This window comes from Rhodocytophaga rosea, from assembly GCF_010119975.1.
GTDB lineage: Bacteria > Bacteroidota > Bacteroidia > Cytophagales > 172606-1 > Rhodocytophaga > Rhodocytophaga rosea.
The window spans coordinates 3172258-3192107 of the sequence record NZ_CP048222.1; the positions used below are offsets into that span (position 1 = coordinate 3172258).

The window sequence follows — 19850 nt, forward strand, 5'->3', positions numbered from 1 at the left end:
ATTACCAATTACGAATTGATTATGCCTATGTCTTCCAATTGCCTCCAGGTATAAGAAATCCCGCAATTCAGTAATTCATTCATTCAGTAATTATATAATATCTCCACATGCAGATTCAGGTTGAAAATCTGGGCCGTAAATTTAACAAAGACTGGATTTTCAGGAATTTTGATACCACTTTCCAAAGCAACCAGCCTGTTGCCATTACTGGAGCGAATGGCAGTGGAAAATCTACTTTGCTGCAAATTATCGCAGCCATTCTTCCGGCTACGGAGGGAAAAGTAAAATACACGTACCGTCAGAAGAATATAGAGGAGGATAAAATTTTCCGGTATCTTTCCTTGGCAGCACCCTATCAGGAGCTCATTGAAGAATTTACTTTGCAAGAATCTGTGGTTTTTCATCTGCAATTCAAACCTTTCAGAAACCAGCTGGCTGCCGGTGAATTTATAAAAAAAATCGGCCTGGAGAAAGCCAGGAATAAGCCGGTAAAGAATTTCTCTTCAGGCATGAAACAGCGTTTAAAATTAGGATTGGCTTTTTTTTCAGACACACCAATCTTATTACTCGACGAACCAACTTCCAATCTTGACAAAAATGGCGTAGATTGGTATCAGCAACATCTTTCTGATAATATAGCCGACCGGCTGGTACTCATCTGCTCTAACCAGCCTTATGAATATGAGATTTGTAAAAGAATAATTCACATACAAGATAGTTTGATATATATACGTTAACTGCTTACGCTTTACCTCTTAACACACAACACTACTTATGAAATCCATTCAATTATTATTGGTACTGGCATTATCTCTGGCGCTGATCAGCAGTTGTAAAAAAGATGATGATAAAGAAGCCGCTCCCACTAAAACACAGCTCCTCACCGCCAAAGCCTGGAAGATTAAAGCTATAACCACCAATCCTGCGGTTCCGGCCGGACTTGGTATTGATGTAGATGCCCTCATCGAACAAGCCCTGGGCGATCTGTCCAATTCCGATGTTAAATTCGAATCAAATGGGAATTATGTTGCGACTAATCGTACTACAGGTACTACTACAACTAATAAATGGGAATTTCTTAATAATGAAACACAGTTGAAAATAACTTCTGAAGGAGAAGATTATACATTCGATATAAAAGAGCTTACAACCACTACATTAAACTTAAGTCTTCCATATTCAGTAACATTTGGAGGTTTTCCATTAACGATCACAGTCCTGATCAACCTGATTCCAGTATAAATTACCTGTAAAAATACTTTTATTAAATGCCTGTTCTTGAAAAAGAACAGGCATTTTTGTTCGTAGTCAGATAATATTATTTTCAAATTCCTGCTCCTCACAGTGCTACCAACTCTCTGAAACAAAGTATTATTCATAGACTGAAAACTATCTTGTTATACTTATAGCTGCTTCTTCATGAGAAAATTATTATGCCTGTCTGCTTAAATTCTTCTGTATTATTTGCAGTTATCCCAGCCGGCATCCGCCTGACGGTTCGATAGAACAAAATCCCCCGATAACCATTAGTGGCGACACATCCAGTAGAACGCGAACCAGTTTTCTGATTGCTCTCTACTGGATGGGAAAGGACCTGAGTATAATTCCCCAATCGGCTGTATCAGACAATTTCCGGGAAATGATCGGTTATTTCGCAAACTGAGTAAACTTATACGCAAAACACGAAAGTTTACAGCGCTAATTTTGCTATTCTTACTTATGTATTCCAGGTATTTAACATTTCATCCCCACGCTTTCAGTATTATGAAATCTTTCCTACAGAAAGTTTTGATGCTATTTTTGGCTGTATTTATCATTTCTTGCTCTACTAAACTCCCTAACCAGCAGGCAGGTTCTACGCAACCGATTCACAAGGATACCGGTTTTCAGCAAGATTTTAGCATTAAATATACCCTGGAAAACAATAATACTATTCTTAACAAAGTAGTATGTGACCGGAACGGGAAGATCAATGTTCATTCTTCAGCAGGAACATTTACTACCCATGCCGGTGCCTTTTTGTATCCCGGTACACTGGTGCCAGATATATCTTACCGCCCGATGAAAGACAAAAAAATTGCAGCCATTGGTTTGTATGAGGAACAGCTGGTATACCTGGATGATAAAGCGGTCCTGAGTAATGCCTGGGCTGGGAAACTGAATACCAAACACAGCCTTCCTGGTGCATCACAGTTTGCCGGAGGGGAGAATTTTTCTTTTCTCATTTCTGATGGGACATCATTACAATACTTATCTAATGAAAAAATAGCCTGGCAGGGAAAAAATACCCAACCTGTTAAAGATATATTGTTTGATAAAAACCGCAACACATTCTGGTTACTGTCTGATGATGCTGTTTCCACGTTTTCAGTAAAAGATCAGAGCCTGCGTACGGTATTCCAGGGGCAACATCTTACTTGTTTTACGCTGGCAAATAATAATTCTGAACTGGCTGTAGGTACGACCAATGGGTATTTTCTACTCGATGCCTCTACTCATACCCAGAAAGGCGAATTACAAACCAAACTTCCCTGGACCAATCTTACTGCAATGCATGAAATAGATGGGCAGCTATGGTTTGGCTCAGAAAGAGGAGCTTTTATTTTAAGGCCAGATGGAAAATACTCGTATTACGCCTCCAGGCGCTGGCTGCCCTCCGATACAGTAAAGCACATTGCCAAAGGTACTAATAACCGGATACTGATTCTGACAGATAAGGGGCTTGGAGAAATTAATTTCCGTAGCATAACCCTCCATGACAAAGCCTTATATTTTGAACAACAGGTACGCCAGCGCCACATCCGGAATGGATTTAATGCCACTATTATCAATATGACAGATGGAAATGTGAATACTGGCAGCATGGAAGATTCCGACAACGATGGATTATGGACTTCTATGTACTTGGGTTCGCAGGTATTCAGATATGCAGCCACCAAATCGCCGGAAGCCCTACAAAACTGCCGGGAATCGCTTGATGGCATGGAACGGCTATATTCCATTAATCCGGTGCCTGGTTTTCCCGCCCGGTCATTCGAAAGACGAGGCTATGCCTTGCACGACAAATCCCGCTGGGTACCAGCACCCGATCCGGAATGGGACTGGAAATCGACTACCAGTAGCGATGAGGCCATTGGTCATATTTTTATTTTCGGCGCTATGGCTGAGCTTCTGGATGATGAAGAGTTGAAGAAGAGAGCTATTGTGCTGATGGATTCGCTCATGCAACACATCGTCAGCCACGACCTGTATCTGATAGATTATGATGGTAAGCCAACCCGATGGGGAAAATGGCACCCGGATTATGTAAACGCCCGTCCGAAAATTGTGGGCGACCGTAAATTGAATTCTTCCAATATCATTGCCATGCTGCAAACAGTCTATCATTTCACAAAAAAAGAAGTATATAAAACCAAAGCCTATGAACTGATGGAGAAACATGGCTACCTGGAAAACCTGATGCGTCCGATTAAGGATATTGGCGTAGCCCCCGAAACAGCTGACACCCTAAGCAAAATTCTGTCCGAATCCTGGAACCACTCGGATGACGAAATGTATTTTCTGGGCTATTGGGGTTTGTACCGCTATGCTTTTACTGATTCCCTGAAAAATATGTACAAAGAAGCCATTATTGACCATTGGGAAGCTGAACGGCCTGAGAAAGAAGGAGCCTGGAATATGTTTACTGCTATAACAGGTGTCAAAGAATTTGACCTGGAAGAAGCCATCTGGTATTTGCAGGAATATCCCCTGGACCTGGTAAGCTGGCAGGTAAACAATAGCCACCGGAAAGACATTGAACCCATAACACCTAATTTCCGCAACCAGACCATTAAAGAAATATTACCCCCCGATGAACTTCGCATCAGCCGTCACAATGCCAACCGCTTCGACCTCGATGGCGGACATCAGGGTAGGGAAGAATACAGCGCCGGCGATATATGGTTACTACCTTACTGGATGGGAAGATACCTAAATGTGATTTCCGGCCCTGAGACTGCTGTACGTCCGTATAGTACTTTGCCTGCTAAAAGCTTACTATCAGATTTGTAGTAATTTTGTTGGTTATATAGTTATTGGTTGATAGAACAACGTTGTTGTAGGCAAGCAAAAAATGAAACATTTCATTAATATATTATTAAGGCCGAGCAAAGAGGTGTTAACAGTTTATGGCTTGTTTTCACTTATTTTTCTAATTGGTTACGTTTGGTTATTCTCATTCGTTTGGGAATATTATAGTAGTGTGACTTATTATGTACTTGGATTACTTGTAGTTCTTCTGATTGGGGTATTGGCTACAGAAGAAATCGATAAAAGGTACCAAGGGCAATTAAAGTTGTACTTTCGGATTTCGTTTTTGCAATTACTTCTTATATGGATAATTGCCAATCCAATTAGAAGCTGGCAAATTGAAAGTTCTTTACAGAAGGCCAAACGCATTACTAATAGTTTGTCGCTCTATAAGAAACGGTTTGGGGTATATCCTTTCACTTTAGCTGAATTGGAAGAACGCTTAAAGGAAGACCTACCTACAAGATCAAACTTGGGCACCCAATATTGGTATAAACTAACAGAGAATAATCAGGAATATGAGTTAAAGTTTCTTTCCTATTATGGAAATACTGCTTATTATAATCCTTATCAAGATAAATGGCTAATAACAGACTAAATAATAATTAGTTAACTCGATAACTGAGCTTGCCTGACCACAAAGCTTCAGTTACAAGAGCGCTTGGCTCAATAACCAAATATTATCGTCACAACATTTTGCGGCACTCAATTTAATCTACTAATAACCAATTTATACTTCTACTTTCTTTTTCTGACTTTTTCCGGCAGCAACAGAGGCCAGAAAACCTATCAGAAAAATAACTATAGTACCGATCACAATAGTGAGGTAGCCATGCAAAGGGCTCGCTAAGGATTGTAGTGGACCATCGGCAAACAATACCGGAGAAAGGCTGAGCCACAAAATTACCAGAATACCGGCTATTACTCCGGCAATGGCTCCCAGCTTATGAATCTGTTTCACGAAAGCTGCCAGTAGAAATAAACCCAGCATGCCCCCACTAAAAATGGAGGCCAGTTTCCACCAGGCATCCAGGGCACTTTTTACGTCTATCAGGGCAATGCCAATTCCAATTCCCAATATACTTACCAGCAGGGAGGTCAGATAAAGTACCCGGAGCGACTGTTTGTCTGTAGCCTTGCTCTTTTTAAACCGTTGATAATAATCTATCAGCACTACCGTAGCTGAACTATTGATGCCAGTTGAAATGGTACTCATACCGGCAGCAAAAATGGCAGCAATCAATAACCCAGTAAAACCAGGAGGCAGGTTATTCACAATGAAATAAGGGAAAACCTGGTCGCTTTTATCGGCTGCCTGCAACGTTGACGGTAATGCCTCAGGCATGGCTGTGTAATAAGAGAACAGGGCTGTGCCAATCATAAAAAACAATAGGGAAACCGGAATGTATAACATCCCCCCAAAAAAAGTTGCCCTTTTTGCCTCTTGCTCAGTTCTGGAAGCCATGTATCGTTGTACATAATTCTGGTCGATGCCATAATTCTGCAGGTTTATAAATATGCCATAAATCAATACTACCCAGAAGGTGGGTTCCGAAAGGCTCAGACTAAAACTGCCCAGGCTGAATTTATTGTACTGGGTGGCAATAGAGAAAACCTGTGCAGGGCCACCCGGTATGGTGAATAAAATATATCCCAGACAGAATAAAGCGCCCGAAATAAGAACAATACCCTGGATAGCATCTGTCCAGATGACTCCCTGAATGCCACCCAGCAGCGAATACAACATAACTGCAATGCCTGTGATGATAATTACAGTAGTTATATCCCATCCGAACATCAGATTTACCGGAAGGGCAAGCAGGTATAAAATAGTCCCGATCCGCATGATCTGGGTAAGCAGGTAGCAGGACGAAACATAGATACGTGCCCAGGGACCAAAACGGTATTCGAGATAGGTATAAGCAGATGGGCTGTTGATTTTCCGGTAGAGCGGCACAAAAAATTTAACCGCCATATAGGAAGCCACCGGCAAAGACAAACTGAATACAAAGGCATTCCAGTTGCTTTGAAAGGCATTTCCGGGCAAGGCAATAAAACTGATGCTGCTCACAAACGTAGCAAAGATAGACATGCCCACCACCCAGGCCGGCAAGTTGTTGTTACCCAGGGTAAAAGCTTCAGATGATTTATTCTTGCTGTAAAATGAGCTTCCAAACAAGGTGATGCCCAGCATGTATACCAGAAAAACAATCAGATCCAGTGTATTCAAGGTAGTGATATAGTATTAAGTGGTGAGTAGAGAGGGTAAAAAGTCTACGATAATGTTCGGGAGAGAAATTACTGAATTACTGATGGAGAGAATTACAAAATGTATGCTTTCTATTCTGACCTTCTATAAGTCTGTAAATCACTCATTCAGTAATTCACCAACGGATTTCCGGCTTACCACCAGCTCAATCTCATGGGTACTGGCCAGAGACTGAAACATATTAAACAAGGCATCAAACCGCAATTTATCTGCCTGAGTCATGGCTTCAGTAGAAATACGTGAGGTGGCTGTAATTTTCAATCCTCTCTTTTGCAGGAATAACTTGGCTGAATACGGATAAAATGTATGGACCAGCCTATCCATCACCACCAGCATATCATACAACTGATTGAGTTCTGGAGTACGGCCGGAAGTGCGGAACTTCTGGAGCAGATAGGTAAACAGTTCGGGATAAAAATTAGCAGAAATTGGTGAAATACCTCTGGCTCCCATCTCCAGAGAATCCAGGGCTGTAGGTGTATCTGCATTGTATAATCCAAATATACTTCCCTGCACCGCCTGCATTTTTTTCTCCATCGCTCCGGTATTACAACTGGTATCTTTGTGATAAACAAACCGGCCGGAATCTGCCAGCCATTTCATCAACTGAGGACTTACCAGGCGTTTGTAAGGAACCGGACACTCATACAAACCCAGCGGAATATCGCTAGTCTGCTGCATGATTTCCTCTATTCGTTTTTTCAAAACATCTTCCGGCTCTTCAATTCCTGCCAGTATGCCAGTAATCAATATTACCGCAGAAGCGCCGGTATCATATATTTTCCTGATAAATTCGGTGTTTTTCTGCGTATTCGAACTGAACGTGCCAGTAGCCACAACCGGTACCCTGCCATTACTTTGTTTCACTACGGTACGGGTAATAGTCAGCCTTTCTTCCTCCGTCAGCTGGTACATTTCCGAAGACAAACAATTGGTAAATAATCCATTCACTCCGGCATTCAGGTACATATTAGTGAGTTCCTGCAAACCGCTCAGATCTAAGGAATTATTTTCCTGTAAAGGCGTTAACATCACAGGCCATAGCCCTTCAGGTAGTGGGGAGAATGATTTCATCATGGGTGAAATAAACAATTACTGAGATTAAAAAGTAAAAATTGATAGTTTGACAATTTAATTGTAAAACTTCAGGAAAAAACGCCTTTTTCCGTAAATATTTCCTCAAAGCACGAAAGGAGCCATAGGTCAGAACAACTGATAAGGGCATTGTCATGAATAGCCGGTAGGCAATGAGAATAATAGCTCCAATCCATGCCTGTTTTTTTGGCCGTGTATATAAAAACAGGAAAGAACAAGCCAGACACCTACGGCAAAAATTTTCAGCGAACGGAAAATAATCTTTTTATACAAATCTCCTGTTGGCACACTATCTTCCAGACGTTTAGAATGCCAGAACAATCGAAACCCCGACTATAAACAGGAAAAACGGAAAGATCAGTAGGAGTAAGCCCGTGCCATGCGTCATGTTCAGGTAGTTCAAAAATATATTCGCTTCCCGGAAAATTTACCAGAATCATCGCGGCAATGGTAAAGCCCCGCATGGCATCCAGTGAAATTAATCTGCCGGATGGGTGCGTTTCTTGAAGTTTTACTGACTGCAATTCTTGTACTGGATTTGTCATAAACTTTTAGTGGAAAGATGCTAGTATTTGGTATTTGATCAAAACCAAAAACCACTAACTATTTTTAATTAATCATAGTCAGATAGTTATTCATTAATTCATTTCCTTTTATCTCTTACGCCGTCCTTACTTTCTTTGTCTTGACACAAAGAAAGTAAGCGAAGAAAAGTCAAGAATTCTCGAGGCGAGAGCCGAAGAGAACCAACGTAGTTGCCATGCTTCCCCGCTCAAGGCTTACACGTTGCCCGCTGTTTTTTCGGGCCACCTCGCATGGAATGTTGTTTTATTTTAAATATTCGATATTCAGAACTAAGAATTTACTGAATAGAGCATATAAAAAAATCTTGTACTTAAAATATGTAAGCTCATATATCCTGAATAATTAATTTAACATGAGATTGGAGGTATACTATAGGATTGTTTAATATATATTCTTTTGCGGGCAGGGGCGCAGCAATAGTGTGGCCGGGTTTGGCCTGTGCGTAAGCCACAATCGAGCATGAGAATGCGAAGATTGCCAACAAAGTTGTTTGTGAGAGTAGCCATTCCAAGCGTAAAAGCGGCTTTGTTGGTGTGGTCCTTTTCTTTTGTTACTGTCACACAAGCTGGCTCAAACATTCGCATGTTTGCCCTCTTTTGGACAAGCAAAAGAAAAGTAAGACAGCATCACTGGTTTAAATTAGTACTTCACACTAGCTTTTGCTTTTTCAAATACTGCGTTTCCTGCAGAAAGTACTATTGCTATAAAAAATATTTTTACTCGCTCAAAAACAGTATTTTTTTCACAAACCAGTCATTACATTTGGAAAGAAACATACCCAAACCTTCTCATATCCATGAAGTCATCTATTTTTTCTTTACTGGTCGTTCTGGCATTTCTACTCCTGTATAGTTGCAAGCCAGGCAATTCAGAAAACAATACTACCTCAGAAGCCTCTACTTATGACAAGCTAGCTGTCCGCTGGGAACAGGTCAGTAATCTGGCCGGAGAGGATAATGTATTTGAAGCAAAGTTTACCCTCACCAATAATAGCAATATTACACTTACAGGTAATAAATGGGCTCTGTTTTTCAGTATGTCTCCCAGGCCTATTCAGCCGAATAAAACGCCTCAACCAGCTACTGTGCAACACATCAATGGCGACTGGTATAAAATGATTCCTGAAGCTAATTTTTCTCTGGAATCAGGTAAATCTGTCGATGTCACCTATTGGGGAAAAGAAGGAATGATTAAAGAAATTGATGGACCGCTGGGGCTGTATGTAGTTTGGTACGACGAAAAGGGAGCTGAAGAAAAAATTACCCAGATCGCTGACTATCAGGTAACGCCTTTTACCAGACCTGAGCAAATGAACCGCAATAAAGAGGATGTAGAACCTATCCCTACAGCAGCCTTGCGGTATAAAAATAACCAGGCAATGAGCCAGATCCCAGCTGATCAATTACAGAAAATTGTGCCTTCGCCTGTTAGTCTGAAATTAGGTAAGGGAGAACTGGAAGTAAGCGGAAGTATGTCTGTTGAGGCTGGAAAAGAGTTAGAAAATGAAGCTACGTATCTGGGCAAAAGCATGGATGAGCTAACTGCCATGTCTTTTAGTACTGAAAAAGGAAGTGGCAAGCCCATCCGTCTGCAACTCGGACAAGTTAAAGTAAACGGCATAAGTAAGGAAGCATATAGGCTCAGTATTTCAGCAGAAGGGATTACTATTACTGGCAGCGACCCAGCCGGTGTATTCTATGGAATCCAGAGTTTAAAAGCCTTAGTTCCTTACAGTGTATACAATAGACCTAGTGGTACTGTAGTGTCTTTTTCGCTGCCATATCTCACCATTGAAGATGCCCCCCGGTTTGAATTTCGGGGATTGCACCTGGATGTAGGCCGTAATTTCCAGACCAAAGAAACGATTCTCCGCACCCTGGATATACTGTCTTTTTATAAGATCAACCGCTTTTTGTTCTACACCACCGAAGATGAAGGCTGGCGGGTTGAAATTAAAGGATTGCCAGAACTAACAGAAGTTGGCGCACAGCGGCAGCATACTACCGGAAAAGAAACACCTGTTCTTCACCCCTCCTATGGTTCCGGGCCCGTGGCCAAAGAAAAGGGCAAGCATGGCAGCGGCTATTATACACGTCAGGATTTTATAGATATTCTTAAATATGCCAATGAACGGCACATTAAAGTAATACCCGAAGTAAATTTTCCGGGACATGCCAGGGCAGCTATTAAGGCCATGGAAGCCAGGTATGAACGCCTCATGAAAGAAGGCAAAAAAGAAGAAGCAGAAGAATACCGCCTGATTGATCCGGATGACAAATCAGAGTATCTGTCGGCCCAGGGCTATAAAGATAATGTGGTAAGTGTAGCTAGAGAATCTACTTACCGTTTTTATGAAAAAGTAGTGGATGAAATCGCCGCCATGTATCAGGAAGCTGGTCTGACAATGGATGTATTTCATACTGGTGGCGATGAAGTACCGGAAGGTTCCTGGACCAAATCACCGATGGCGAGTGAACTGATGGCCAAACAACCAGAAATAAAAGATCCTAAAAATCTGCAGGCTTATTTCTTCGGCAGATTATTGCCAAGGCTGGAAAAGCGGAATCTGCAGATCCATGGGTGGGAGGAAGTTGCTTTGCTCAAAAATGCGGAGGGAAAATACATACCTAACCCGGCTTTTGCTGGTAAAAATGTAGTGCCTTATATCTGGAACAACATATTTGATTATGACCTGGGTTACCGCCTGGCGAATGCTGGCTATAAGGTAGTGCTGTGCAATGTAACTAACTTTTATTTTGACATGTCCTACAACAAAGATCCGCAAGAGCCTGGTTTATACTGGGCCGGTTTTGTAGATACCCGCAATACCTGGACTTTCGCCCCGTACGATATGTTTAAAACTACCCTAAAAACTTCCTTAGGCCGCGAAATTAAAGCCAGTGAATTTGAAGGCAAAGAACGATTGAAACCGGAAGCGAGGAAAAATATCTTGGGTGTAGAAGCGCAAATGTGGTCAGAAACAATTAAAGGGCGGGAGATGCTGGAATACTATATGTTGCCTAAGCTGATGGGATTTGCCGAAAGTGCCTGGTCACCACAAAGAGTCTGGGAAACCATAGACAATAAGGAACAAAGAGAAGTTGCCCTTAATAAAGGCTGGAATATCTTTGCCAATACTTTAGCGCAACAAGAACTTCCCAGGCTGAGCCGCCTCAACGGTGGTTATAACTACCGCATTCCTTTACCAGGAGCCATTATTGCCAACGGCATGCTGCAAGCCAATACAGAATTTCCAGGACTTATCATTCGCTATACTACCGATGGTAAAGAGCCCGATAAAAATTCTCCGCAATACACAGCTCCGGTACAGGTATCTGGCCCGGTGATGCTGAAATGCTTTGATGCTGCAGGAAAATCGAGCCGTACTGCTATAGTAAAACCAGGTGAAGGTGAAGCGCTATAATAATAAAGGCTTTATCTGCTACTCTCACACAAGTAAAGTCCTAATTTACTTGCTTGGGAGTCATTATTTATTTCAAACCAGGTAGCCTTTCATGGAACAATATTCCTGACTGATGCACCTTGAGAAAAGATACATCACACTTTCACATGTGGTTTTGCTTGCGTATATTGAGGCATCTAATACGCAAAATACGTAGCCGGAAAAAAGTAATTTTTATTTAGCTTTTGCCGGAAGCCAGTATAAAATGGCTCTCTCTTTTAGCTATCTATAGTTTGTTTGCTATAAATTAATAGGTGGCTCTTCTTAATACGCTGTACTCATTACTTGCTGCTACTTATAAAGCTATGATTAAGATAATTTTACTCAGTGACTTTGCAGAAGAATATTTTAAATGCCTGCTTCGGGGCATTACCCGTTATTCAGTAGATCATGGCCCCTGGGCTTTTTGCCGCATGCCGCCTTTCTACAGGGAAACCATTGGTATAGAGGGTATATTGTTGTGGGCGAAAGACTGGGGTGCACATGGAATTATCGGCCAGTTTTATAATCATTCGGAAGTAGGAAAATTTACAGAAGCTGGCATTGCAGTTATTGCGCAAGATCTACAGGAGCGTTTTGAAGGAATTCCTAATATCACTGGCGCCTATCAGGAAACCGGCCGGAAAGGTGCTGAATACTTTCTCAAAAAAGGATTTAAAAATTTTGCGTTTTATGGTTTCCAGAATATTGTATGGTCCCGGGAGAGGGCTGAAGGATTTGAAGCCGAAGTACAGGAGGGTGGCTATAAGGTTCATTATTTTGAACCAGAGGAGGCTACTGCTATGGGATTATGGTATTATAAACCTTCAGCCTTAAGCAGATGGCTAAAATCGCTGCCCAAACCTATTGCTTTAATGACTTGTGACGATAACCAGGGTCATCACATCAGTGAAGCTTGCCGCCATGCTGGCATACGCATTCCGGAAGATGTAGCGGTATTAGGCGTAGATAATGATGAAACGCTCTGCTGTATTTCTGATCCTCCTTTGTCCAGTATCAGCCTGGATGCCGAAAAAGGAGGATATGAAGCGGCCAGGCTGATCGAATATATGATCACTAACAGAGATTTTAATCCATATGATATTGTAGTGAAGCCCACCCAGGTGATTACCCGGCAGTCTACAGATATTTATGCCACCAACGATAAATACATTGTAAGTGCCCTCAAATACATTCATCAGAATATAGACAAAAACCTGAAAGTGGAGCAGGTATTAAAGGAAGTCCCTTTATCGAGGCGGTCACTGGAAAAACGGTTTTTGCAAATTACCGGCTATCCGGTATACGAGTACATCTACAATCTGCGCATAGAAAAATTCACCCAGAAACTGCTGGAAACCGATATGACCATTTTTGAAATTGCCCTGGACTTAGGTTTGAACGACAGTAAAAATATCGCCCGCCAGTTTAAACAGATCAAAGGCCTTACGCCGGTAGAGTACCGCAAGAATTACCTCATTAGCAAGTAAATAACTTAGGAATTTTCAAAATAAATGATGAAAAATAACTACGACTATGTTGAGTTTACTTATACAGATAAGGTTTCCTTTGAGAGCTTCAGAAAATTGTTTACTAACATGCAAGAGTATAAGAATCTTTCTGCTAATGAAGCCAAAAATTATGAAGATGTAGATTGGGAGCAGTTTTTAACTGAAAAAGCCAAAGAATGCTTTAGCCATGCTTTTGACTTTCGAAGTGAAGAAGGAAGGATATATCAGAAATTATGGGAGTTAACTACCCCAGAAATACGTACAAGAAGTTTAAAACTTATTCCACCCGGTCCTTGGGAGTTTGAATCAGTTATCACTGCTATTTTCAACTGTGACTATTACTTGGTAGAATTGGAAGACAAAGGGGAAGGGAATGCTATTTTGTATCTCGATTTCTGGGCATTTCCTTTTGGTGGTATGGATAGTATGTGGCAATTATTACAGGCATATGGGTTTGAAATCAATTATGATTCGTATTTTGAAGGTAAACCTCCATTTGAAATTAGTCAATGGGATTATGCCTTAGCTAAAGAATTAGTAAATCAGAAAAAAGGTTTAAAAGATTAATCACCGAACCTAATTTCGCATTGAGAACGCCAACCTATTAATTTCTAATACATACCTTATAATAGCAAAATAGGCATGTGTTAGTATGTTGAATGCTCAATGAAACTGGTATTACATCCATTAATAGCCAAAACAATAATTAGGCTTTCTGAGTAGCTTAATACTTTCTTGCTAATCCATCACTACTGATTTTTCACCAAAACGTTTCTGGCTTCCAGGTAACTCCCCATGCGAATGAATTGCAATAAAAGCAAGTACGGCAAGTATAGCCATGATACACAAGCTGCTAACTACCCATCGTTGCGCATGACTTGGTGGGGCTTGAACTACCAAGCCAGGTTGTAATTTGGACAGACCAAACAGAACAATGCCCAGGTTTACAAGATACAAGTATTGTTCAGGCAACTGCGTATGAAAAGGCGTACCGGTAATGAGAAAACTCAAGAATATGTAAACTCCAAAATACCAGATAAAAACAGTTCTAACAGATGAGTAAGAGATAAAACCGGATGTTTTCAGATAAATGACATATAACAGATAGCCTGCCATTCCTATAATCGAAGCAAGTGCTACACATTGGATTAGCCAAACAAAGTCTACAGTGCTATACTTAAGGAAAATCTCCTGCAGCTTTTGCTGGGTAAATGATTGCTCCCAGACCACAAATGGAATAAACACAAATACCAGCAGGAAGGGAATCAGAACTCTGTTTTGTTTTGATGGAATTTCCGATACAGGCCAGCTGGCAGTGAAAGTACCATAAGCCATACCTATTCCGCCAAAAAATCCGATCGCATATTCCATTACATTCCAGAAGTTAAAGGCTATCCCCGAAACTGTACCAAGTACCTGTAGAAAATTTCCGAAGGCAAATCCAAAACCTGCCCCCAAACCGGAATATAAAGCCACCCGCCAGGCAGCAGATTGCTGATTCCGCAACAGATACCATCCTAACGCAATCGCCATTCCCAGGCAGGCTGCCCATAACTCTGACCTGGGTGGAGTCATCAGCCATTCCAGCTGGTTAATTAACAGGCCATAGGTAATTAGTGCGCCAACTGTCATTTCTACCACCAGTGAATGCCATGTTACTTTGTTTTTTTCGGAATCTGCCAGGGCCAAACCAAACAATCCACCACCCAAAAATCCGTACAAGCCTCCGATCAGAAATAGCATGAGCAATCCATAATACACATTGATAAAGTCATCGGCACGTCCAAATCCTACTACCCTACCATAACTGATGATCCCTCCTACTCCCCATCCAAAAGCCGCTACCCAGGTAATTTTAAACACGTTGGCATACCAGTCGGCACGTTTAGCCAGTAAGAGAATAACTAATGCGCCTATACCGCCAGCCCAGGCGGCTCCCTGTTCATGGCCGAATTTACCCCTGACAGCCCATGCCGTACCCAGCGTTAAACCGGAAATCAAACAACTTAAGTATACATGTTTGTCTCTCATGAAATGCATGAAGCTTGAACAGAGAAATTTTATTGAATTGAAATGGTCAGTATGTATTTTAATCAAAGTATACATCTGATATATAGTACAATACCAACAACTAACAACGAATACCCTACACACGATTTAAAGTTATTTTTTCACTGCCGGCTGCTCCTTTACCCAATCAGCAGGCAAACTGGCATATTTGATGGTTTTATGAGGCTGTCCTTCCCTATCGTTATGGTGATAGCTATATACCACATGAATTCTTCCATCCGTTCCCTGAATAATAGCCGGATAATGGCTGGCAGTAGTCTGGCTGGCTCTGGTATCATTCTCCAGGCTTCTCCGCCATTGCCATGTTTTTCCGTCATCTGCCGAAAGTGCCAGTTCCAGGTTATGCCTGCCTTTTTCAGTATGGTTATACACCATTAGCCAGCTACCGTCCTGTAAAGTCACCATATCAAATCCGGCACCAGGATTAGGTAGCAGGTCATCTTTAGCAATGGTCCAGGTGAGGCCTTTGTCTTTGGATTCTGTGCGCTGCATCCGCTTAGGAAGTGGTCCATTATCACGTAAGTAGGCAACCAGCGTACTATCTTTCGTGACAGCAATTGTAGGCTGAATACCTGCTCCACCCATTACCGGATTGCTGAATTGCCAGGTTTTACCCCAATCGTCTGATAAGGCAAATAGGGAACAATCCAGGCCATCGGAATACAAAGGCACAATCAGGCGGTTTTGAAGAATAAAGGGTTTATTTTTCGTCTGCCAGCCCATGCGGATAGATAAAGGGTAGCCTAATTCCCTGGTAATCGTTTGACCATTTTCTTCAACACGACCACTTCTGATCATGTTTTTACCTGTCGCCAGACTATCCATCTTGACTTTGTATCCCTCCCATTCAGCTAGTAGAGGTGTTTTCATACTGTCAGGAATTTGTGGCAATAAAGTTTCTTTCAAATAGCTTTCATAGCTATCTAACTGCTGATGCACGGCATGTACAAAGCGGTCATTGGCTTGTATACCTCTTTCCGTTTTATCGCCTGGTTTTACAAATAAAACGTCCTGCCAGTCCCATTGGGGAGCGCCAGCAGCCTGATAATTGGTGCTGATGCGGTACATAGGAATAGAGGTTTCCCACTGATTGGCAATTACCGGATACCACATGAGCCACAAACGTTGCTGTTTATCCATAAATAACATGGGGTTAATATCCGGAAAGTCCGGCACATCAGCCATCAAAAAGGGAGCCGACCAGGCAGTATCTCCTTTATTTAACCTGGCACCCATAATGCGTACATCATCTGCCCAGCGTTCGCCAGAACCTTGAAACCAGGCTGATAATAAATCGCCATTGGGAAGTTCTACAATGGTAGGTCCATGTACATGTTCTGTTTGCAGCGGAAAAATGATATTGGTTTGCAAGGAATCTGCGGCTTGATGCGTTTCTTTCTTGTTCTGGCAGGAAAGCAATATGCCCAAAAATAAAGTGATAAAAATCCGGTAAGTCATTATAGGTTAATAGCCAAGTTTTGTATGAGCAATGAGATTATTTATGATTTACGCCGTCTTTACTTTTATTTTGCATGCCCAAAATAAAAGTAACAAAACAAAAGGGCAAAATGAAAAACGCTTCCTCGCTTATAGCTCATGCTCACCCCGCTTTTCATTTATCCTCCCGCGCATGGAATATTTGTTTAATTTTTGTTGTGATTCCCACTTGCAGCTTGATTATAGTATTTCTTGCTACCCATAATTTTGAGGATAAAATCAACCAACAATTAGCAACGAACAACCAATACTATTACTTTTCTGCCAGGGGTGCCGGGCTGTCTTTCAGCCATTGCAATGCTTCGTTGATATATATTTCTCCGGTCATTTCGCCCAGGCTGGTGCGGCTAATATATTCATATCTTTTGAAGCTATTAAAATCTACTTTAGTCAGGATGTATCCAAAGGCATCATTGGTTAGTCCGAACAGGAAAGGGTGAGTGGTCCGCATATTCCGTTTCAGGTAATAGCCAATATTGGGTAAAGCTTCTCCGGGAATGGTGAGTATCTGGGCAGTGCCAATGTTGAGCAGATTAAGCCTGGTTGCCACTACATTTTCTTTGGCCATTTTATATTTCAGAGGTGATTTGGTAATGATATAGCGCATCATCGGCGAATCTACTGGAAATTCAACTGTCCGAGAAAAACAGGATATCGGAGGATTTTCCTGAAGAGGTGCTTCCTGAATGATACGTAAGGCTTCGTCTGCCAGTAGTTCTCCAATTCGGATACATTCTTCCCAGGTATTGGCTTCTTTGCCATTTCCCAAGCGGACATCCGCCGTAACCATACCACCTTGTGCGCCATTCATGAACAAGGCCATTCCTCCGCCTTTTGCTTCAATCCGGTCATACAAAGGTCCGCAAAGATCAGGGCTAAGTATGCCTCTGTCTGCGCCAATCACTTCCGGATGAACGGCATAATCGATAAGCGTCGCAATGGCTTTTCCCTTGTCTTTTCCAGAACTGGCTACTGCCTGTAATACGCTACAACGGGGATCATATAATTGGTCTGCATAAGCATTATAGGCGATTTTTCCTTTGGCCTCTCCAACGGCAATTTTGAGTGAGGCTGGCTGTAATCTTTTAACCGCATCGTTTACGGCATCGGCTACCTGTGTTACACACCAGTCCAGATAAGCCATGTCGGCCAGAGATTTTCCAGTCTCATCCGGGAAAGCATAGGCATCGGGGGCACTATGGGTATGGGTTGCACCAATGAGGATATTTTCAGCCGGAATATCTTTGATCAGTGCCCTTGAACGGTCGCCCAATACAGCAGGCCAGCCCAGGTTATCAATAGAAACAATGGCAATACGCGTGCTTCCATTTTCCAGTACCAGCGCTCTGATATACAAGTCGCCTTTTTTTGTGTGGGCTGGCTTAGGTGTACTTACTCCGCCGGATACCGGCAGCAAGGGATCAGGGGTAATCACCCTGAGGGCTGCTCCTGCTTTAAATTGTTGTGCATAAGCCTGTATGGCCACAGCCATTAGCAATATACAGACTATCATACAAGCTTTTCTCATGGCTTGATTCATTCAATATTTTTACAATAAGTCTGAATAACAGAAAAGGTGGAGATATTTTCCACCTCTTCCAATGAATGTAGTAAAATAGTACAGGAATTACCAGGGCTTGTTGGTTCCAGCAATAATCCAGGGTTTAGACCACTGGCTATTGCTGCCCCTTAATCCTGAATGTGGCGTAATCTGCAAATTATTGATGGCGTTTTGAGAATTTTTTGCATTCAACAGCATTTCACTATCTCCATAAATAAAGCGTACTGGCAATACATTCTCAGGAGAAGCTGGTCCTGGTGTTAAGGCTGGATAACCGGTTCTTCTGAAATCAAACCAGGATTCGGTAGCGGCTGTCCAGCTGGCAATCCATTTTTGCTCCATAATCTGCGCTAGTGTGCCATTATAGGCTACATCTGGCTGGGCTATATAGGCTTCATATTCATCTTCTACCTGCCAGGTTGCCAGAGAGTTTTGAATGCCGGCATTATAATGATCGGCTGCATTGCCCACAGACCAGCCTTTCAAAGCAGCTTCTGCCAGTATAAAATGCGTTTCAGCAGCAGAGGTAAGCCTGGCTTTTAACAGATCGCCACTGCCTTTCCGGTAAATATCAGCTAGCTGGGATACATGCTGATTTTGTAATACTTGGCCTGTTGTTGGATTACCATTGTAAGCATCTGGCAACAAAATTCCTACTGGCATGCCTACATATTCGCCAGCATCTAAATTGCCATTATACAGTGTAGGATTATAATGACGGGTATAATTGCCCGGTGCTTTTTGGAATTGCTCATCGGTGATAGATGCTACCCCTTGTTGAATCACGCCATCTTTGCGGATAAATTCATCTACAGCCGTAGGTAAGGCAGGATCAGCTACCCAGCGGACACGTACTGGCGCAAACCATACAGTTAATCTTGGATCTTGATTGGTCAGAAGTTTACTTAATAATGGATTAGCCGGTTTGCGGTTCCGGATATCGGAGCCATCGCCGCCGACTGTACCAGGCCATGCATTATTGGTACTGGCACCGATATAACTCATGGCGGCATCTTCGTCAGCAGAACTTATATACACACCGGAAGAATAAATACCCTCTATACCAGCTTTGGCTACGTCAGGCATTTTATCAGAAATACGCATATAATAGCGCAACAACAAGGAATTGGTAAACTTCTGCCACTTTTCCGTATCTCCTCCATAGTATACATCATAGTTAGAGAGCACTCCGGTTTCATCTCCGCTAGCAAACAGTTCTGAAGCCGTTTTCAGGTCATTGATAATGCCGGTATAAATCACTTCCTGGCTATCAAAAGCCGGCGTTGCAAATTCGCCTCCGCCCAGATTACCTTTCACTGCATTGGTATATGGCGCATCGCCCCACAAATCGGTTATCACCCCAAATATGAATGAATTCATGGTTAAGGCGACTCCCTGGTGGAATTTAAGATTCATGGTTACGGCCCGGTCATACATTAAATTGTTGCTTCTCAGCAGTCCATACCAGCCAGACCAGTCCTGGGGAGTCCAGTCGTAGGTATTGTGGCCGCTGTACCAGCCGGATTTCTGGGTATGCTGCATGACCCCGGCAATATCGCCAAAACCCAGATCCAGGTAACTCATAGCTGCGCCAGTCATTACCGTAGGCATGAGTAAATTAGGATTTGCCGTAGTTGGATCAATGCCATTCGGATTTTCATTCATCTCCGTCAGCTGATCCTTACAGGAGGAAATCACCACCAGCGAAACGATCAGGGCGGATTTATATATGAGTTTGAAGAAATTCAT

General features: G+C 42.2%; 14 protein-coding genes. 7 read left to right on the top strand and 7 right to left on the bottom strand.

Going from position 1 to position 19850, the window contains the following annotated elements; all coding sequences use genetic code 11:
• The first annotated feature begins 107 nt into the window (after nt 1-107).
• The 4 genes from GXP67_RS13335 (at nt 108) to GXP67_RS13350 (ending at nt 4669) form a co-directional block, all read left to right on the top strand.
• Entirely contained in the window at nt 108-737 is a 630-nt protein-coding gene (locus tag GXP67_RS13335; protein ID WP_162443565.1) for an ABC transporter ATP-binding protein, read from the top strand.
• A 37-nt stretch (nt 738-774) separates the two neighbouring features.
• Nucleotides 775-1242, top strand: a complete 468-nt coding sequence (locus GXP67_RS13340; RefSeq protein WP_162443566.1) for a hypothetical protein — start codon at nt 775-777, stop codon at nt 1240-1242.
• Between the two features lie 522 nt (nt 1243-1764).
• Nucleotides 1765-4053, top strand: coding sequence for a hypothetical protein (locus tag GXP67_RS13345; RefSeq protein ID WP_197901687.1), 2289 nt, complete (start codon nt 1765-1767; stop codon nt 4051-4053).
• A 61-nt stretch (nt 4054-4114) separates the two neighbouring features.
• Nucleotides 4115-4669 (top strand): hypothetical protein, encoded by a 555-nt coding sequence (locus tag GXP67_RS13350; RefSeq protein ID WP_162443567.1) that lies wholly within the window; start codon nt 4115-4117, stop codon nt 4667-4669.
• 132 nt (nt 4670-4801) lie between these two features.
• Here the strand turns inward: GXP67_RS13350 and GXP67_RS13355 are convergent, their stop codons facing one another.
• From GXP67_RS13355 to GXP67_RS13365, 3 genes are all read right to left on the bottom strand, one after another.
• On the bottom strand, nt 4802-6301 hold the full coding sequence (locus GXP67_RS13355; RefSeq protein ID WP_317170134.1) for a sodium:solute symporter family protein: 1500 nt from the start codon (nt 6299-6301) through the stop codon (nt 4802-4804).
• A gap of 138 nt (nt 6302-6439) precedes the next feature.
• Nucleotides 6440-7417 (bottom strand): dihydrodipicolinate synthase family protein, encoded by a 978-nt coding sequence (locus GXP67_RS13360; protein ID WP_162443568.1) that lies wholly within the window; start codon nt 7415-7417, stop codon nt 6440-6442.
• 260 nt (nt 7418-7677) lie between these two features.
• On the bottom strand, nt 7678-7980 hold the full coding sequence (locus GXP67_RS13365) for a hypothetical protein (RefSeq protein WP_162443569.1): 303 nt from the start codon (nt 7978-7980) through the stop codon (nt 7678-7680).
• Between the two features lie 836 nt (nt 7981-8816).
• Between GXP67_RS13365 and GXP67_RS13370 the strand changes: the two genes are divergently transcribed.
• The 3 genes from GXP67_RS13370 to GXP67_RS13380 all read left to right on the top strand — a co-directional run bounded on the left by GXP67_RS13370 (nt 8817) and on the right by GXP67_RS13380 (nt 13540).
• On the top strand, nt 8817-11444 hold the full coding sequence (locus tag GXP67_RS13370) for a family 20 glycosylhydrolase (RefSeq protein ID WP_162443570.1): 2628 nt from the start codon (nt 8817-8819) through the stop codon (nt 11442-11444).
• Nucleotides 11445-11788: 344 nt separating this feature from the next.
• Nucleotides 11789-12952, top strand: a complete 1164-nt coding sequence (locus tag GXP67_RS13375; RefSeq protein WP_162443571.1) for a DNA-binding transcriptional regulator — start codon at nt 11789-11791, stop codon at nt 12950-12952.
• A gap of 24 nt (nt 12953-12976) precedes the next feature.
• A complete protein-coding gene (locus GXP67_RS13380) occupies nt 12977-13540 on the top strand; it encodes a hypothetical protein (RefSeq protein WP_162443572.1) in 564 nt (187 codons plus the stop codon).
• A gap of 171 nt (nt 13541-13711) precedes the next feature.
• Here GXP67_RS13380 and GXP67_RS13385 read toward each other — a convergent pair whose 3' ends face one another.
• The 4 genes from GXP67_RS13385 to GXP67_RS13400 all read right to left on the bottom strand — a co-directional run bounded on the left by GXP67_RS13385 (nt 13712) and on the right by GXP67_RS13400 (nt 19850).
• Nucleotides 13712-15004, bottom strand: coding sequence for a hypothetical protein (locus GXP67_RS13385; protein WP_162443573.1), 1293 nt, complete (start codon nt 15002-15004; stop codon nt 13712-13714).
• A gap of 132 nt (nt 15005-15136) precedes the next feature.
• Entirely contained in the window at nt 15137-16501 is a 1365-nt protein-coding gene (locus tag GXP67_RS13390; protein WP_162443574.1) for an exo-alpha-sialidase, read from the bottom strand.
• A 292-nt stretch (nt 16502-16793) separates the two neighbouring features.
• Nucleotides 16794-18068, bottom strand: a complete 1275-nt coding sequence (locus GXP67_RS13395) for a hypothetical protein (RefSeq protein WP_162443575.1) — start codon at nt 18066-18068, stop codon at nt 16794-16796.
• A gap of 99 nt (nt 18069-18167) precedes the next feature.
• The gene (locus GXP67_RS13400) at nt 18168-19850 is read right to left on the bottom strand and encodes a SusD/RagB family nutrient-binding outer membrane lipoprotein (protein WP_162443576.1); all 1683 of its coding nucleotides are present in this window, start codon (nt 19848-19850) and stop codon (nt 18168-18170) included.

What these genes read in the sequence shown, in the direction of transcription:
- GXP67_RS13340 (WP_162443566.1), top strand. Translation starts at nt 775, where the DNA reads ATGAAATCCATTCAATTATTATTGGTACTGGCATTATCTCTGGCGCTG.
- GXP67_RS13345 (WP_197901687.1), top strand. Translation starts at nt 1,765, where the DNA reads ATGAAATCTTTCCTACAGAAAGTTTTGATGCTATTTTTGGCTGTATTT.
- GXP67_RS13385 (WP_162443573.1), bottom strand. Translation starts at nt 15,004, where the DNA reads ATGAGAGACAAACATGTATACTTAAGTTGTTTGATTTCCGGTTTAACG.
- GXP67_RS13350 (WP_162443567.1), top strand. Translation starts at nt 4,115, where the DNA reads ATGAAACATTTCATTAATATATTATTAAGGCCGAGCAAAGAGGTGTTA.
- GXP67_RS13390 (WP_162443574.1), bottom strand. Translation starts at nt 16,501, where the DNA reads ATGACTTACCGGATTTTTATCACTTTATTTTTGGGCATATTGCTTTCC.
- GXP67_RS13375 (WP_162443571.1), top strand. Translation starts at nt 11,789, where the DNA reads ATGATTAAGATAATTTTACTCAGTGACTTTGCAGAAGAATATTTTAAA.
- GXP67_RS13365 (WP_162443569.1), bottom strand. Translation starts at nt 7,980, where the DNA reads ATGACAAATCCAGTACAAGAATTGCAGTCAGTAAAACTTCAAGAAACG.
- GXP67_RS13380 (WP_162443572.1), top strand. Translation starts at nt 12,977, where the DNA reads ATGATGAAAAATAACTACGACTATGTTGAGTTTACTTATACAGATAAG.
- GXP67_RS13400 (WP_162443576.1), bottom strand. Translation starts at nt 19,850, where the DNA reads ATGAATTTCTTCAAACTCATATATAAATCCGCCCTGATCGTTTCGCTG.
- GXP67_RS13395 (WP_162443575.1), bottom strand. Translation starts at nt 18,068, where the DNA reads ATGAGAAAAGCTTGTATGATAGTCTGTATATTGCTAATGGCTGTGGCC.
- GXP67_RS13335 (WP_162443565.1), top strand. Translation starts at nt 108, where the DNA reads ATGCAGATTCAGGTTGAAAATCTGGGCCGTAAATTTAACAAAGACTGG.
- GXP67_RS13360 (WP_162443568.1), bottom strand. Translation starts at nt 7,417, where the DNA reads ATGATGAAATCATTCTCCCCACTACCTGAAGGGCTATGGCCTGTGATG.
- GXP67_RS13370 (WP_162443570.1), top strand. Translation starts at nt 8,817, where the DNA reads ATGAAGTCATCTATTTTTTCTTTACTGGTCGTTCTGGCATTTCTACTC.